Annotated in this window: 16 protein-coding genes and 1 pseudogene; 6 read left to right on the top strand and 11 right to left on the bottom strand. The window is 60.8% G+C overall.

The window, feature by feature from the left end; all coding sequences use genetic code 11:
• Positions 1-49: 49 nt before the first annotated feature.
• The 4 genes from J2W23_RS18875 to J2W23_RS18860 form a co-directional block, all read right to left on the bottom strand.
• Positions 50-775: a DsbA family protein gene (locus tag J2W23_RS18875; RefSeq protein WP_307649821.1), complete on the bottom strand. Its 726-nt coding sequence runs from the start codon at positions 773-775 to the stop codon at positions 50-52.
• A 59-nt stretch (positions 776-834) separates the two neighbouring features.
• Entirely contained in the window at positions 835-1,260 is a 426-nt protein-coding gene (locus tag J2W23_RS18870) for a YybH family protein (protein WP_307649820.1), read from the bottom strand.
• A 188-nt stretch (positions 1,261-1,448) separates the two neighbouring features.
• Positions 1,449-2,384 carry a LysR family transcriptional regulator gene (locus J2W23_RS18865; RefSeq protein WP_307649819.1) on the bottom strand — a complete coding sequence of 312 codons (936 nt, stop codon included), beginning with the start codon at positions 2,382-2,384 and terminating at the stop codon, positions 1,449-1,451.
• A gap of 40 nt (positions 2,385-2,424) precedes the next feature.
• Positions 2,425-3,375, bottom strand: a complete 951-nt coding sequence (locus J2W23_RS18860) for a phosphoethanolamine transferase (protein ID WP_307649818.1) — start codon at positions 3,373-3,375, stop codon at positions 2,425-2,427.
• A gap of 233 nt (positions 3,376-3,608) precedes the next feature.
• On the opposite strand from J2W23_RS18860, the gene J2W23_RS18855 reads away from it, so the two are divergent.
• Positions 3,609-3,806 (top strand): hypothetical protein, encoded by a 198-nt coding sequence (locus tag J2W23_RS18855; RefSeq protein WP_307649817.1) that lies wholly within the window; start codon positions 3,609-3,611, stop codon positions 3,804-3,806.
• 294 nt (positions 3,807-4,100) lie between these two features.
• Here the strand turns inward: J2W23_RS18855 and J2W23_RS18850 are convergent, their stop codons facing one another.
• Together J2W23_RS18850 and J2W23_RS18845 are read right to left on the bottom strand one after the other, a co-directional pair.
• A complete protein-coding gene (locus J2W23_RS18850) occupies positions 4,101-4,862 on the bottom strand; it encodes a winged helix-turn-helix domain-containing protein (protein WP_307649816.1) in 762 nt (253 codons plus the stop codon).
• 95 nt (positions 4,863-4,957) lie between these two features.
• Positions 4,958-5,584, bottom strand: a complete 627-nt coding sequence (locus J2W23_RS18845; RefSeq protein WP_307649815.1) for an adhesin — start codon at positions 5,582-5,584, stop codon at positions 4,958-4,960.
• A 71-nt stretch (positions 5,585-5,655) separates the two neighbouring features.
• Between J2W23_RS18845 and J2W23_RS18840 the strand changes: the two genes are divergently transcribed.
• Entirely contained in the window at positions 5,656-6,012 is a 357-nt protein-coding gene (locus J2W23_RS18840; protein WP_307649814.1) for a hypothetical protein, read from the top strand.
• Here the strand turns inward: J2W23_RS18840 and J2W23_RS18835 are convergent.
• Positions 5,968-6,804 carry a hypothetical protein gene (locus J2W23_RS18835; RefSeq protein ID WP_307649813.1) on the bottom strand — a complete coding sequence of 279 codons (837 nt, stop codon included), beginning with the start codon at positions 6,802-6,804 and terminating at the stop codon, positions 5,968-5,970. The genes J2W23_RS18840 and J2W23_RS18835 overlap by 45 nt on opposite strands.
• A gap of 520 nt (positions 6,805-7,324) precedes the next feature.
• Between J2W23_RS18835 and J2W23_RS18830 the strand changes: the two genes are divergently transcribed.
• Together J2W23_RS18830 and J2W23_RS18825 are read left to right on the top strand one after the other, a co-directional pair.
• Complete coding sequence (locus tag J2W23_RS18830) at positions 7,325-8,071, top strand: Crp/Fnr family transcriptional regulator (RefSeq protein WP_307649812.1); 747 nt, start codon at positions 7,325-7,327, stop codon at positions 8,069-8,071.
• Entirely contained in the window at positions 8,068-8,793 is a 726-nt protein-coding gene (locus tag J2W23_RS18825) for a Crp/Fnr family transcriptional regulator (RefSeq protein WP_307649811.1), read from the top strand. Before J2W23_RS18830 ends, J2W23_RS18825 begins: the two co-directional genes overlap by 4 nt.
• Before the next feature lie 71 nt (positions 8,794-8,864).
• Here J2W23_RS18825 and J2W23_RS18820 read toward each other — a convergent pair whose 3' ends face one another.
• The 3 genes from J2W23_RS18820 to J2W23_RS18810 form a co-directional block, all read right to left on the bottom strand.
• Positions 8,865-9,362, bottom strand: coding sequence for an SgcJ/EcaC family oxidoreductase (locus tag J2W23_RS18820; protein ID WP_373423963.1), 498 nt, complete (start codon positions 9,360-9,362; stop codon positions 8,865-8,867).
• A gap of 289 nt (positions 9,363-9,651) precedes the next feature.
• Positions 9,652-10,137, bottom strand: coding sequence for a hypothetical protein (locus tag J2W23_RS18815; RefSeq protein WP_307649809.1), 486 nt, complete (start codon positions 10,135-10,137; stop codon positions 9,652-9,654).
• Positions 10,138-10,740: 603 nt separating this feature from the next.
• A complete protein-coding gene (locus J2W23_RS18810) occupies positions 10,741-11,733 on the bottom strand; it encodes a hypothetical protein (RefSeq protein WP_307649808.1) in 993 nt (330 codons plus the stop codon).
• On the opposite strand from J2W23_RS18810, the pseudogene J2W23_RS18805 reads away from it, so the two are divergent.
• A pseudogene (locus tag J2W23_RS18805) lies at positions 11,723-11,905 on the top strand (integrase core domain-containing protein); the annotation flags it as partial. The gene J2W23_RS18810 and the pseudogene J2W23_RS18805 sit on opposite strands and share 11 nt — an antisense overlap.
• 113 nt (positions 11,906-12,018) lie before the next feature.
• Here J2W23_RS18805 and J2W23_RS18800 read toward each other — a convergent pair.
• Positions 12,019-13,281, bottom strand: a complete 1,263-nt coding sequence (locus J2W23_RS18800) for a YadA family autotransporter adhesin (RefSeq protein WP_307649807.1) — start codon at positions 13,279-13,281, stop codon at positions 12,019-12,021.
• Between the two features lies 1 nt (position 13,282).
• On the opposite strand from J2W23_RS18800, the gene J2W23_RS18795 reads away from it, so the two are divergent.
• The coding region (locus J2W23_RS18795; protein WP_307649806.1) for a hypothetical protein at positions 13,283-13,894 on the top strand (612 nt) is incomplete at its 3' end.

Here is a 13,894-nt window from a genome sequence, read left to right as displayed (position 1 = left end):
GCATGGACACTTGAGAATTTTTCAATTCTTCGGAGCGGATTTTTCAAAATCAGTACGCAACGGCCTGCCGCAGGCGCGACAGCACTTTCTCCGCTTTCACAAATCCGACCGCAAGCGTTGACCTGACCTGATTTCGCTCCAGCAGCAAGGTCGGGAAAGATCGAACACCCCATTGACGGCATTGAACAAATTCCCGTCCCACAGCCTGCCTGGCTTCCGGCGACTCGAAAATACCGCGAAATTCATCGAAATCCAGATCAAGGCTTTCGCATATTCCCTTGTAAAAATGAACGACCTTGGGGTCTTTTCCGTCGACATAGAAATTGCGCTGCGTCGCGGCAAAGAAATTCAGCGCTGTGAAAGACTTGAGTTTTTTTCTTTCCTGTAGCAATTGCACGGCCACGACCGCTCGGCACGCAGGCTCAGTGTCGTAAGTGAAATTTGGTGCATCCAACAAGGTATATCCAAAGGGCTGACCTGTGGCTTGCGCAATATGCTGCCATTCATTGCGCAAAAATTCCTTGAAGGCGCTGCTCCACGGGTCGCCGCCGCCGGCGCGCAATCCGCCCATCGTCATCGAGAATTCGATGCCTTCGGCTTCGCAAAAATCCGCCACTTCACGGACGGCGGGAGAAATTCCCCAGCACCACGAGCACATCGGATCGCCGATGTAACGGACCACCAGATCGCTGCGAATTTTCTGCAAAGGGGCTGCAGCCTTTTCGTCCAAATCAGACAGCAGGCAGGCGCCTGTGACGGGGTCGCATTTCATCATCGATCTAATTCCTTCAAGCTGGCAGAAGGCGACATGGCCGCCCCCGCTTAATGATCTGATTATTTTTGGGGCTGCGTCACGCCGAAGGGGTTATCAATGGCGTAGAGCCAGTTGCCGTCTTTTTGACGGGTCATGACATCGGCTCCTGTACCGGACATGTCGACCGGCTTGCCATCTACCCCGGTGCCCTTCATGGCCCAGTCGAATACCACCAGCGCGGTATTGCCGGCTTCGTAGACCTGGCGAACCGTGAGCTTGATCGGAACCCTGGAAGCAGTGAATTGCTTCAGCGCGTCACGAATTTGGGTGGGGTCCTGCAATTTGACGCCCGGCGCAGGAACAAAAATGCTGCGCGGACCGTAAAGCTTTGCCAGGCCGTCTAGATCCGACGCATTGAAATGATGTTCGAAGGCTTGCGAAACCTCCGCGGGCGTTTTCGGCAGGCCCTTGGCGTGCGCGCCGCCAATGAAAAGCAGGGAAAGCACGGCGGCGCTTGTCAACGATTTAAAAATAATTCACCTCGGTTGGTTACAGAACGAGGTGGAGCTTAAATTCGGCGCCGATCCGGATAGATATGGCGGCAGATGAAAGATTATTCAGGTTTCTTGAACAAAATCAGGCGCCGGCTCGACCGGGCGGTCGGCCCCCTGCACCGGCCGCCCCGCAGCGCCACCTAGAGGCGGTCGGCCAGATCACGCGGCGTCATCCGCACGCTCGGGCTGCTCTTCATCAACTCGAGCAGCCAGTCCACGAAGCAACGCGCGCGTGCCGACAGATGCTTGCTGCTCGGATAGATGATGTGAATCGGCCGGGCCTTGAAGCTCCAGTCCGGCAGTACCGGCACCAGCGCGCCCGCGCGCACCCAGCCCTCGACCGCGAAAGGCACCCCGGGGCAGATTCCGCTGCCGGCCATGCACGAGGCGATGGCGACGTCCGGGTCGTCGAACTGCAGGCCGTTGTCCATTGCCAGATCGAAGACCTCGCTCTGCGTCTTCTCCAGTTGCCACGCGAAAGGATTGCGTTGTCCCTGGAACCACGAGATGCTGCGATGGCGCATCAATTCCTCGGGGTGGCGCATGGCGGGCGCAGCCCGCAGGTACGCCGGTGCCGCATAGAGCCCGACGCGGACGTCGCACACATGACGCGCGATCTGGCTCGAATCTTTCAGGTGGCCGCCGCGAACGGCGCAATCGATGCCGTCTTCCAGCAGGTGGCTGATGCGGTCGCTTCCGGCCAACCGCACCGAGATGGCGGGGTAGCGGGCCTGGAACTCGTGCAGCCGCGGCGCAATGATCCAACGGGCAACGGACACCAGGGCCTCTACGCGCAAGCGCCCTCGCAGCTCCAGCCTGCCGCCTTTGAGCGCTTCCTCCAGCTCGTCGATGTCCCGAAGAATGACCTGGCACTTGGCGAAGTAGGCCTGCCCCTCTTCGGTCAGGCCCAGGGTGCGGGTCGTGCGGTTGAGCAGGCGCACGCCCAGGTGGCGTTCGAGCTCGGAGACGCGCTGGGACACCCGCGCCTTGGGGAGCGCCAGCACGTCGGCCGCCCGGGTGAAACTGCCAACCTCGATCACCGTGGCAAAAGTGGCCATTGCGGAAAGTTTGTCCATGGGCAGAATGTCCGTTGTGAAGGGATCGAGGGGAGCTACCTTAGCCGAACGACTCGACGATGGCCGGCAGCTCGGGCACTTGCCAGCGATAGCTTGGGTCCAGCACATTGCGCTCGGGCATCTGCCCATTCCATTGAATCCTGAGCAGGTCCATCAGCGCCCATCCCGTCCAGTCCGCGCGAAAGGGCTGCTGCTGCGCGGCGACGCTCGGCAGCGGCTCCCGGTTGCGCCAGATGACGGTCGGAATGCGGTAGCCCGAAGCGGTCGACGGGCTGTGGCCCGCGCGGTCGCTGCCGTGGCCGACCTCCTGGCCGTGGTCCGACAGGTACATCCAGGCGCGGTCCTCGCCCGGCTTGCCCGCGCTGCGCGTCTGCTGCAGCAACTCCGACACCACGAAGTCGTGGTACAGCAGCGCCGCGTCGTACTCCTGGCGGAAGCGCCGCACCCAGGCGGAGCGGCCGTCCTTCACGAGGCCGTTCTCGACCGCATCGACGTCGTCGTCGAACGGGTTGGCGTTCTCCGGAAAGCGCAGGCTGTAGTGCGGGTGCGCGCCCATCAGGTGGACCACGATGAGCTTGCGGTCGGTGCTCGTGTCCGCAAAGGCTTCCTGCACGCAGTCGAGGATCTCGCCGTCCAGCGAAGCGCTGGCGCGGCCCGGCGTGCGGTTGACCATGTCCACCACGTCGGCCAGCCGCGCATGCTGCTGCTCGATGGCGAGGTCGTCGTGGTTGCTGATCCACCAGACCTTGTAGCCCGCGGCGCGCGCCAGCGCCAGCAGGTGCGGCGGGTTCTCGCTCTCGGGCAGGCCGAAGTGGAACATGTTGCGCAGCGCGGGCAGGGTGCTCGCGTCCACCGACCATGCGTTCTGCAGCACCGCCATCTGCTCGCCGGCCTGCGCCTTGTGCGCCAGCAGGCGCGGCGTGGTCGGGCGGCCGTAGCCGTACAGGGCCATGTTGTCGCGGTTGATGCTGTCGGTGATGACCAGTACCACCGTCGACGGGCCGGCACTGCGGTGCGACGGGAGCGATGGCCCTCGCTTGCGCCATCAGGCGGTCGCGCACCTTCTCCTGGTCGGCCCAGGCGCCGCGCAGCGTCTGCAACGACTGCGCCCAGCCGGCCCAGAAGATCGCGGGATGCAGCCGGCGCCACGGCTTGCTCGCATAGGCCACGCAGGCGATCAGCAAGAGAACGAGCACCAGCGATCGCGTCCAGAACGATGACCTCGTGCGTGCGGAAGATCCGCCCGCATCGAAAGCCGCGCCGCGCCGCGCGAACATGCCCACGAGCACGCCGGCCACCGCGAGCGCGCCTGACCAGATGACCGCCGAGCGCCAATGCATCCACAGGTATTCCGTGCTCTCGCGTGCATTGGTGTTGGCTGCGGCGCCGAGCACCATCGCGCCGTCGGGCGCGGCCTGGTAGGTATCGAGCAGGTACGCGCGCACCGCGCCGTCGAGCGCGAAGCCCATGGCCCAGAGCCACACGAGCACCGTTCGCGCGCTTCGCATTCGCGCGCTGCGGATCGGCCATGCGAGCCACAACACCATCGGCATGGCGAGCACTGCGAGTTGGGCGATGCGACGGCCGTCGTGGCCCAGGGCAATCGACGCCAGCAGCGTTGCACCGACCGCACCGCAGGCGAACAGGGCTCTGCCGAGGGGGGCGCAGCGCGCGTTTCGGAAGGTGAAGACGTCATTGATTAATAATTTTGAAAAATCAATTCACCATTTTGGCGGCAAGCTTTTGGGAAGCCATTACCGTCAATCTGTACTCCGCCCCGAAAATTGATTGCAGCGAGAACCCATTGCAAGGAGTAATTTCAAGTTTTTTTCTTATTTTGCATACATGAACATCCAGCGTTCTCGATCCGACGTCCTTTAATCCCCCGCCCCACAGAACCGCACACAGCTTTTCCCTCGTAAGGGTGACTTCGCAGTTCCTGAAAAAGGTGAGCGCAAGATCAAATTCTTTCGGCCTTAGTTTTACCACTGTGTCCTTGAAAAAAACTGATCGGCTTATCTCTTCGAACCGATAAACACCCCATTCGAGTCTCTTCGCCTTTGAGAGTGTTAATTCATGTCTATTGAATAAAAATTTCAACCTCCATTCGAGATCTCGATCTCCACAGCTCAAAGGAACGGCGTCGAAAAATCTAGATTTTAGAAACGATTCATTCAGCCGATTCAGGGCGTCAAATCTTTCTTCCAAAGTCACGAGCAGCAAGGGAAGATCAAGGAGCGCCAAAATTCGCTCTACCTCATAATTTTCATTTTCACCCCCGTTCAAGACAATCACTGCACCCTGAAATTTGATATCGCTCAGCGCGACCTCAAGGAAATCATTGATCGAATAAAAATCCAGAGATTTATGTCCCATTCCCTTCAGGCGAAGATGCAGCACGCCCCGCCGAAAGGCATCCCGATCAACCAAGGCAATCAGCGCTGCCCTCTGGTCTTCATTTATGATTGGAAGTTTCATGAAATTAAAATAGACTGCATGGCGTCAAGGCAGTTAATATTCTCAACATTGGTTACTCTAAGCCGCCCAATTTTCTTTTCGCTCGTACCCGATGCCTACGTCGATATTGAATTTTCTCTCGCTGTATGCGCTATTGACCTTTTAGGCCACTTGCCGCCTTCGGAGCGCGCAGAAAACCCGACAGCTCTTGCCGCATAGCCCGAGCAATAATCCGTATTTATGGACGGCAGCGATTTACCCGGGTCATGGCCTGCGGCAGTGAGCTCATGGCGCCGGCTATAGCAACCCGAATAGGCGATGCAAGCCACACTTCCCATGCCGCTGCGCAATTCACTCAATTGCGCCACGTTGACCGCGTCGTTTGGGGGCAATACCGCGCGCCCCGTTGCTGATGCGCGTGCCGTTCGGCGCCTGGCCGTGCCCAGAACCAGGTTGCCGTAATTGACCGAGCGATCGGGATTGGTCGCGTACTCCGCACTGCCTGCCGCCACCGTACTCGAGGCCGCGCGTACCTGCGCGACGTTGGCGGCATCGCTGTCCGCGGAGCCCGCAGCAACACCGGTGATCTGGCGGTACTCGCCGTTGGATGTATCGCCCACCGACACCGCGGCCTGCGTGCGGGTCGTGGCCCTGGTGACTGCGATTTGACTGGCCGATGCGCCCGTGGGTGCAGAACCCGCCCCGCCGGCCGTGGCGGCCACGGCACCGAAGCCGACCGCCATGCCCTTGGATGTAGCTCAGGCCGGTGCACAGGCTGGCGATTCCGCTGGTGGCAATACTCAGACCCGACGACGTGGAAGTCGACAGGCTAGAGATGCTGCTCGTGGCCGTGCTCAGGCCCAAGGACGTCGAGGTGGACAGGCTGCTGATGCTGCTGTTCGTCGTGCTCAGTAGCGCGACGGTCACGCCGTCGGTCAGCGCGGCGCCGTCGGCCATGTTGGTGATGCGACGGTTGGTCGCAGCAGTGCCGCCGCCGATCGCGTTGTTGCTGTTGCCAAGAGCAATCGCACTCTGGCCGATGGCGTTGTTGGTGTTTCCGATGGCCACTGCGCCGTTCGCAGTGGTCGTGCCGGGCACGTCGCCGGCGCCGGTGCCGTTGCCCCCCTCACCACGGCACCCGTGCTATTGGCGGTATTTGGATCGCCGATAGCCACTGCGCCATTGCCGTGGCCCTCTGCCCGCGACCGATGGCCACTGCACCACTGGCGGCGGTGCCGGAATTGGCGGTCGTTCCCGACGAACCGATGGCGACGTTCTGCCCCATCGCGCCGCTGACGGCACCATCGCCCTGGGTACTGCCGAAGGCACCGTTGACTGTGGCGCCCCGGCCGATCGCGCTGCCGGACGTTGCGGCGCCCACTACTTGGGACTGCCCGCCAAGGGCGATGGCATCTGCCGCCATCGCCTGCGCCCCCTTGGTGTCATTGACACCGATAGCGATCACTCCGTTCGCATTCGCCGTTGTCGAATTGGCTGCACTCAAAGTCGAAGCCCCCCCGCCTCCGATCGAAACCGAGTTTCTGCCAGAAGCAATGCGGCCGGTCCCGAACGCCGAACTGGCGATGCCACGTACCAGATACTCTGCGCCCAGGGCCGTCGCGAAACCCGCGCTCGCTCCCGCCTGAATGCCGATTGCCCTTACAGCGGTATAGGAACCAGCATTGGCGAACGAGCCGAGCACCACGTATCCGAGACCGGTGCCCACGGTTGCGCATCCGGAAACCCAACCGTATGTCCCACCGCCGCTGCCTGAAATAGAACCCTGGCTCGTCATCCCGGCACCATCGGTCCCGCCAGGATTGGTCCGATAGACAGTATTGGAAGCGGAGGAAATGCAGGTACTAGCGGCTGAAACAGTAATTGCGAGCACATCACTCGCGCCTCCAAAAAGGAGCATCGCAACCGCTGCTGAAACCGTGTTGATGCCTCCGACGAATGGCATGCCCCCGCGACTACGTCCAGCTCTTGCCTGCTCGTCCTTGGACCCTGCAATTTCCGAGATGCCCCCCAGCGACCCATTCCAAATTCTTTTGTATGACTTACTCATCGAACTGAACTTTGATTCCAAGATGGGCAACTCAATTTCTCGCCCATTTTTTGATGGGAACTCTTCGCCAGAAGTGCACGCAAGAAATCAGCGCCTAGATCCACCAACGAAGCCTTTTCGGCTTCACGCGAGCGAAACCCTTAGCTCGATCTCGCTACTCAGAACTGTAGAGAAGATCGACGGGCGAATATATTTGTGAGCCAAGGAGAGTATTTTTTAGAATGTCTTGAATGCGACTTTCTCCCTCTCAAAAAGCGCGAGATCGTGAATATGTTGGCAACCCTATTTGACGATTGTGCCCATCGCGAGAGATGGATCTAGATTGATAGGGGGTGCATTTTTCCGCGGACGCAGCGGAACCTATTGCTGACAAGGACGTTCCAATTGCGTCTTATTAACAAGACGGAGCGAAGATATGGCCCCATCCCCGCGCCGTTCGAGCGACGAGAAGGTCATGGAGCACGCGCTGCGCCAGCCCACAGGCTTCGCTGAGTGGCCAGCCCTTGCAATGAATCGCCTGTTGGCATCCTCCGAACTCGTGCGTCATACGCGTGGAGACCGGGTGTCCCCGCCACCTCCGGCCCCGTCGGAGATCCTTGTGATCGTGGAGGGATACCTGCTGCATTCCGAAGGGCAATCGGATACGGACCAGCGCTTGAGCTTGCTACTTCGTGGCCCTGGCGATGTCCTGGGCTTCACGCACATGCTTTGCCCGAAAGGCCGCGTGCTCGAGTACTACGCCAAGAGCGACGCCTTGGTCATTCACACGCCGGGCCAGACGGTCCTCGACCTGCTCGACGAGGAGCCCACTCGGTGGAAAGACGTCAGCCATATGCTCATGCGCCAGGAGCGCGCAGCAATCGACATGGCCTACGGCCAGATGGTCGGCAACTTCGAGCAGCGCGTTGGTGTCACTCTCAACCAGCTGGCGGCGCACTACGGCGCGCGAGATGAAGAAGGCCGCCTTCATTTGCGGGTGACGCAACAGGACCTGGCGGACATCCTTCGCATCAGCCGACAGTCGGTCAATGGAGCACTCAAGTCCTGGACCGCCGCCGGCGCGATCGAATTGAAATACGGCGCCATCGCCGTCCTTGATCCTCAGGCGTTGTCTCGGCCACCCGAGAGCGCCGAAGCGCAGGAGAGGACCATCACTCCATGACCAGAAGGCCCAACAGTTTCGGCGATCTCGTGCTTATGGAAGCCTCGTTGCGCAGGTTGGATGCCTTTTCCTCCTGGTCTACGGAGGCCATGGCCGACTTGCTCGCTGCTTCTTATGTCAGCCGGCATGCCCCAGGCAAGGTTTTTGTGAACGAGCTAAACGAAGTGCCCGAGGCTTTCGTGATCATTTCTGGACAAGCCACCGGCGCCTATGCCGCAGGACAGTACGAACAGCTTGCGGTGATACCGCTGGGCCCGGGCGTGCTCATGGGCCTGACCCAAACGTTCGGCAACAGGGAGAGAGCGAGCTACGCGTTCACCGCCCAGACACCGGTGGTGGCCATCCACATTCCGACTTTGTTTCTCATCGCTCTGCTGGACGCCGAACCCTCGCGCTGCAAGAAAATGACCATGATGCTGCTGAGCCAACACGCGGCCCAAGCCCAAACCGTGCGAAGCCAGGCCACGGGCTCGCTGCGGCAACGGCTGGCTTCGACGGTGGTGCGGCTCACGCTGCTCTTCAGCAAGGCGACCGAAATCACCGGGTCGACCCGGCTACAGCTGTCGCAAAAAGAGCTGGCGGCGATTCTGCAGGCCAACCGGCAGGCCGTGAACCGGGAACTCAAGAAGCTCGCGGTAAGCGGCGCGCTCTCCCTGGGATACAAGGGGCTATCCGTCCTCGATCCGCAGGCCTTGAAAGACATCGCGAACGAAGCACCTTGAGGCTTCGCTCGCGGTTTATGGCCGGGCGCATTCGTCCGCTGGTCATGTTCTTGAAGCGACGAGACCCGAACTTATTTTTCGGCCACCTTCTCAGGCATGGCGGACGAGTGGTGATGGGCTATCAACCACTCACCATCGCGCCACTCGTACACATAGGTGTAGCGGGCGTGGATCGTCTTTCCGTCCTTGAACTTGAAGGTGTAGGTACCAAGGTCTTGCGCGACGTTGCATCCGATCTTGATCGTGCGGGAGTCGATCATCCCTTCCGGGGAGTCCTTGAGGAACTTGACGAAGTAGTCGCGAATTTCCGAGGGGTTTGTGCGCGGTCGATTAGACGCGGTTGGCAACAGCACGCCGTCGGTTGCGTAGTTGGCCACCACCAGGTCGGGGTTGTGCGTGAGGAGGCTCGCATTCCAGCGATCGAACAAGGCAGCGATCTGGCGCTCATTGGTGCTAACACAGCTGGCACTCTCGGCACTCGCAGCGGACTGTGCGAATGCCGAGTTCGATGTGCCGAGCACCAATACTACGGCGGCGGAAAAAATTTTGGAAGCGTGCGAGATCATCAAAGGTTTCATTAAAGATTACTTGAACACTTCTCTCTCTTTCTCAAAGAGAGAGGGGGGCGATCATTCCGCGATTTGCGTCACACCGATGCGGCGTCGATGCTAGATCTGTGAAGAATTTCGCGAAGCGTTGGATGGAACATCGAAGCCTTCTCCCTCAAGCACTGCCGCTTACTGCGGTGCTTCACATCTGTTGTCAACGTGCTGATCCAATACGCTTCGATGCTCCCGTTCAAATCATCAGCGCAAGCAGCTTTTACCTGGTTCCAATTCTTCCACCATCGGTCATGTGCTACTTGCCGGCCTTGAGCATCACGTAGGCTTCGCCGCCAGAGCGGTCGTGTTGAAAGATGAACGTCTGACCCGCGATATCTGCTCGAAATGGAACATTTGCCGCAGGAGACGCATTCGCGGTCCGTGCAACCGACTGCAGGAAATTCGTCGTGAGGCTCTTGTCAGATTGGGTTGGCGTCGTAATGGTGCACTCAAGCCCCTCCGCGATCTGAACGCCGAGGCTTTGATTGCGATTGAAGCCCATCTTCGCCGGGCCCAGTGACATGAATTCAGTCACTCCGAATGCGCCGGCTGCGCTTGCGGCGCGCGCAAACGTAGGTGCCGTCTTCAGACAGATCTCTTCAAATGCACTGATGGCCTGGGGCGGGCTCGATGGCGACGGATCGACCGCTGCCGACCGATTGCCGAAAGTGCAGCCCGCCAACGTAGCCACGGCGAGGAGCAAGGAGAAACTTTTCATATCTTTTTGCGGGAGGTATGTCATGTGCGAGATTGCTCGATGCTGGATGACTGTCGTGGACAGCGAATCCGGTACGCAATATCTTCTCAGGTCGGGATCGGGGCGCGCTAGGTTGCGGCCGTGAAAAAATCGCATTGCGCGATCCAATCATTCCACGTGCGCTGACAGAGGTGCAGCCAAGCTCCACGTTGAGGCGGTTGACGGTGGCACCAGATTCTTACTCAGTACCGCCCAGCAACGGCGGTACGATTGCATCTGAGCCCATGATTGCCAAACTCGCGGTGCCTCGGGACAACGCGACTTGGTTCTGAATCTGTCGACGAAGAAACGCATAAGTGCGAATTTCTCGAAGAGATGGAACAGGTGGCTCTGTGGAGCGCACCGGCGCCGATTGTCGAGCCGCCCGACTGAATCAGGCGCGTGTCGTTTGACAGCGCACCCGATTGCAGATCGACGGTGGTTGTAGGTGGTGGGGGCAGAGGTGCCGCGCTCGCGATGCTCTCCGGCCGTCGTACGGGCGTTGCGCCATTCCACACGGGTCTACCCAAATCGCGCGACACACGCAACGCCCTTCGGGCCGCCAGTCTGATCGCTCCCTGATCACATCATCGCGCCGGAGCCTCGGGATCAGCGCTTGGAGGGCACCTTGAAGGCATCCGCAGGCAAGATGCCGGACTTTTTCAGTGCCTTGATGCCGCGCCCCCACAGGCCCTCGGGCTGCCACCAGTCGGGCGTCTGTAGCGCCGCCTTCTTGAGTGCCGCGTGTTCGGGCCGCCCCTTGTGGTGGGCAATGGCGGCACGCAAGCCCATGTCGCGCACGAGAGCCAGGAAATTGACGCGCGTAAAGTCTTCCAGAGCTTCCAGGTTTTGCAGTTCCGAGACCTGGAACCGTTCGAAGCGCTTGACGTTGAGCTTCTTGAGCTTGAAGACCGGCACGCCCATCTTCTTGCCGCGCACCTCGAAGCGAACGGTCGGAGGTAGGTCGCGCGCGACCTTGACCTGACGCACCAGGTTGGCCTTCAGCTCGTCGGAAACGGCCTTGGTTTGCGTGACCAGCCGCTCAATCGCTCGATGCACCTCCTCCTCTTTCTTACCGTACACAGAGGTGATGTAGTCGCTGCTGACGCTCCCAAAATTCATCGTCTCGATCTTGTTTTTCTTCAGGCGCTTGGCAAACATCGTCACCTCGTGGGCGCCCTTGTAGTCGATGAGCAGGTCACCGAGCACGACGTGCTCCACATCGCTGGCCAGGTCCAGCCGGTTGACAATCGCATCCAGCAGGTGGGTGTCGTAGGACTTGCCGACCGCACGACGGATGAACTTGTGCAGATGCTGAGCGTCACCCTCCCCCAGCTTGTTGGGGTTAAAGTCGATGCGTATCGCGCCTTTGAGCGTCAGCGGGTCCTTGGCGCCAAACTGAACAAGCACCTTGACACCACCGGGCAGGGTGACGCGCGTTTGAATGCGATAGCGGCTGCTCGCATCACGCCACATCTTGCAGCGCCCTGCTTCGGCCATCGTTTCAAGCCGCTCTTGCACCGGCTCGAACGCATCGCCGTCCTCGGCATCTCGCAGATAGTCGCGCCCGATGCCCCAGGGGACGATGAGGGTCAGCCGCATGGACCTTGCCGATGCGAGAACGGTGATGGCGCAGATGGCCGCCGCCTTCGAGCACTTCAATGAGGTGCATCCGCACTCGGCATTGAAGATGAAATCACCCAGGGAGTTCAGGCATCATCGCGCTGTACAACAGCGCCTTGCTCAGACCGAGCAGACGCTGCATTGCGAATAGCCTGTGTCCTGAAATACGGGGGCAAGATCCGCGGCACTTCGCCCGCGGTGGCTCGCATCTGCCTAGCCTAACCATGATCGGGCGCGAATCCCGAGAGGTATGCAACAACGCCTCTACCACTCGTAACCCACGCCAGCGCCTAAGCTCATCTTTTTCCCGCTGAAGCCACCGTTTACCTTGTAGATCCAACTCCCACCCTTGGTCCTGTACGAATAGCCAAACGCAAGGGCACCGTAACCCGAATAGGAGCCCACGCCTAGCGATACAAGGTTCTTTCCAGGCGTCATGGCCTGGGGCAAGCTACTCATCGCTGTCGCAATCGCCACGCCGCTGTAGGCAATCCTTCCGAGCTCACTCATCTGGTTCTGCACTTGCGAGAGTTGCTGCACATTGACTGCATCGCCCGGCAGGATGCCCGGTGCCACGTTCGAGATGCGCGTGCCGCCCGGCGCCTGGCCGCCACCCAGCGTGATCTGGTTGTAGTTGACCGACCCGTCCGGGTTGGTCGCGTACTGCACGCTGCTGGCCTTGGCTGCGGTCGATGCGGCCTTCAACTGCGCCACGTTGGTCGCATCGCTGTCGGCCGAGCCAGCCGCCACACCGGTGATCTGGCGGAACTGGCCGTTGGCTGCATCGCCCACGGACACGGCCGCTTGCGTGCTGGTCGTGGCTCTGATGGCCGCTTCCTGCTCTGCATTCGCGCTGCCCGGGATGTAGCCCGCCACGCCCGCCGCCCTGGAAGCCACCGAGTTCGCACCCAGCGCGACACCGCCGCTTTGCGTGACCACTGCACCGAAGCCGATGGCCGTGCCCTGGGAGACGTTCTGCGCCTTGCTCAACTGCGTGCCACCTGCGTCAGCTCCGTCGCCGAACGCCGCGCCACCGTTGCCTGCACGGGAGTCCTTACCAAATGCCTGCGAGCCGGCCGCCAGTGCTCCGGCACCGATGGCGATGGCATTGGCTCCAATCGCCTGGGCGCCGGAACCGATCGCAATGGCATCGGTATTGGTGGCCTGAGCGCCGAAGCCGATCGCAACGGTACCGTCGGCCGTCGCCTTCGCACCGTTGCCGGCGGCGAAGGAGTTGGCGCCACTGGCCACTGACTGCGGGCCGATCGCCACGGATTCCTGGCCGGTTGCCTTGGAGTCGGCTGCCGTCGAGTTGGCGTGGAAGTACTTGGTGCCGTCGTTGTAGATGCTGCTGACCGTCGTGCTCAGGCTGCTGATGCTGCTGGTGGCAGTGCTCAGGCCCGTGGAGGTCGAGGTCGACAGGCTGGCCAGGCCGCTGGTCGAGCCGCTCACGCTGGTGGACAGGCTGTTGAGGCTGCTGTTGGTCGTGCTCAGGCCCGTCGACAGGCTGCCGACGCTACTGGTCACGGTGCTCAGACCGCTCGACGTGGACGTCGACAGGCTGTTGACGTTGCTATTGGTCGTGCTCAGACCCGTAGACAGGCTGCTGACGCTGCTGGTCACGGTGCTCAGACCGGTCGACAGGCTGTTGATGCTGCTGGTGGCAGTGCTCAGCCCGCTCGATGTGGAGCTCGAGAGGCTGTTGATGCTGCTGGTGGCAGTGCTCAGGCCCGACGAGGTCGAAGTCGAGAGGCTGTTGATGCTGCTGGTGGCAGTGCTCAGTCCGCTCGATGTGGAGCTCGACAGGCTGTTGATGCTGCTCGTGGCGGTGCTCAGGCCCGAGGAAGTCGAGGTCGACAGGCTGTTGATGCTGCTGGTGGTAGTGCTCAGGCCCGACGAAGTCGAGGTCGACAGACTATTGACGCTGCTGTTCGTCGTGCTCAAGCCGCTCGACAGGCTACCGATGCCGCTGGTGGCGGTGCTCAGGCCCGTGGAGAGGCTGGTGATGCCGCTGACCGCCGTGCTCAGACCGATGGACAGACTGCCGATGCTGCTCGTGGCCGTGCTCAGGCCCGAGGATGTCGAAGTCGACAGGCTGCTGACGTTGCTGTTCGTCGTGCTCAGGCCTGTCGACAGGCTG

The organism is Variovorax boronicumulans, from assembly GCF_030812215.1.
GTDB lineage: Bacteria > Pseudomonadota > Gammaproteobacteria > Burkholderiales > Burkholderiaceae_C > Variovorax > Variovorax boronicumulans_C.
This window is presented reverse-complemented; position numbering and strand designations above follow the sequence as displayed.

What these genes read in the sequence shown, in the direction of transcription:
- J2W23_RS18815 (WP_307649809.1), bottom strand. Translation starts at nt 10,137, where the DNA reads ATGACATACCTCCCGCAAAAAGATATGAAAAGTTTCTCCTTGCTCCTC.
- J2W23_RS18835 (WP_307649813.1), bottom strand. Translation starts at nt 6,804, where the DNA reads ATGCCATTCGTCGGAGGCATCAACACGGTTTCAGCAGCGGTTGCGATG.
- J2W23_RS18845 (WP_307649815.1), bottom strand. Translation starts at nt 5,584, where the DNA reads ATGGCGGTCGGCTTCGGTGCCGTGGCCGCCACGGCCGGCGGGGCGGGT.
- J2W23_RS18850 (WP_307649816.1), bottom strand. Translation starts at nt 4,862, where the DNA reads ATGAAACTTCCAATCATAAATGAAGACCAGAGGGCAGCGCTGATTGCC.
- J2W23_RS18875 (WP_307649821.1), bottom strand. Translation starts at nt 775, where the DNA reads ATGATGAAATGCGACCCCGTCACAGGCGCCTGCCTGCTGTCTGATTTG.
- J2W23_RS18830 (WP_307649812.1), top strand. Translation starts at nt 7,325, where the DNA reads ATGGCCCCATCCCCGCGCCGTTCGAGCGACGAGAAGGTCATGGAGCAC.
- J2W23_RS18825 (WP_307649811.1), top strand. Translation starts at nt 8,068, where the DNA reads ATGACCAGAAGGCCCAACAGTTTCGGCGATCTCGTGCTTATGGAAGCC.
- J2W23_RS18865 (WP_307649819.1), bottom strand. Translation starts at nt 2,384, where the DNA reads ATGGACAAACTTTCCGCAATGGCCACTTTTGCCACGGTGATCGAGGTT.
- J2W23_RS18810 (WP_307649808.1), bottom strand. Translation starts at nt 11,733, where the DNA reads ATGCGGCTGACCCTCATCGTCCCCTGGGGCATCGGGCGCGACTATCTG.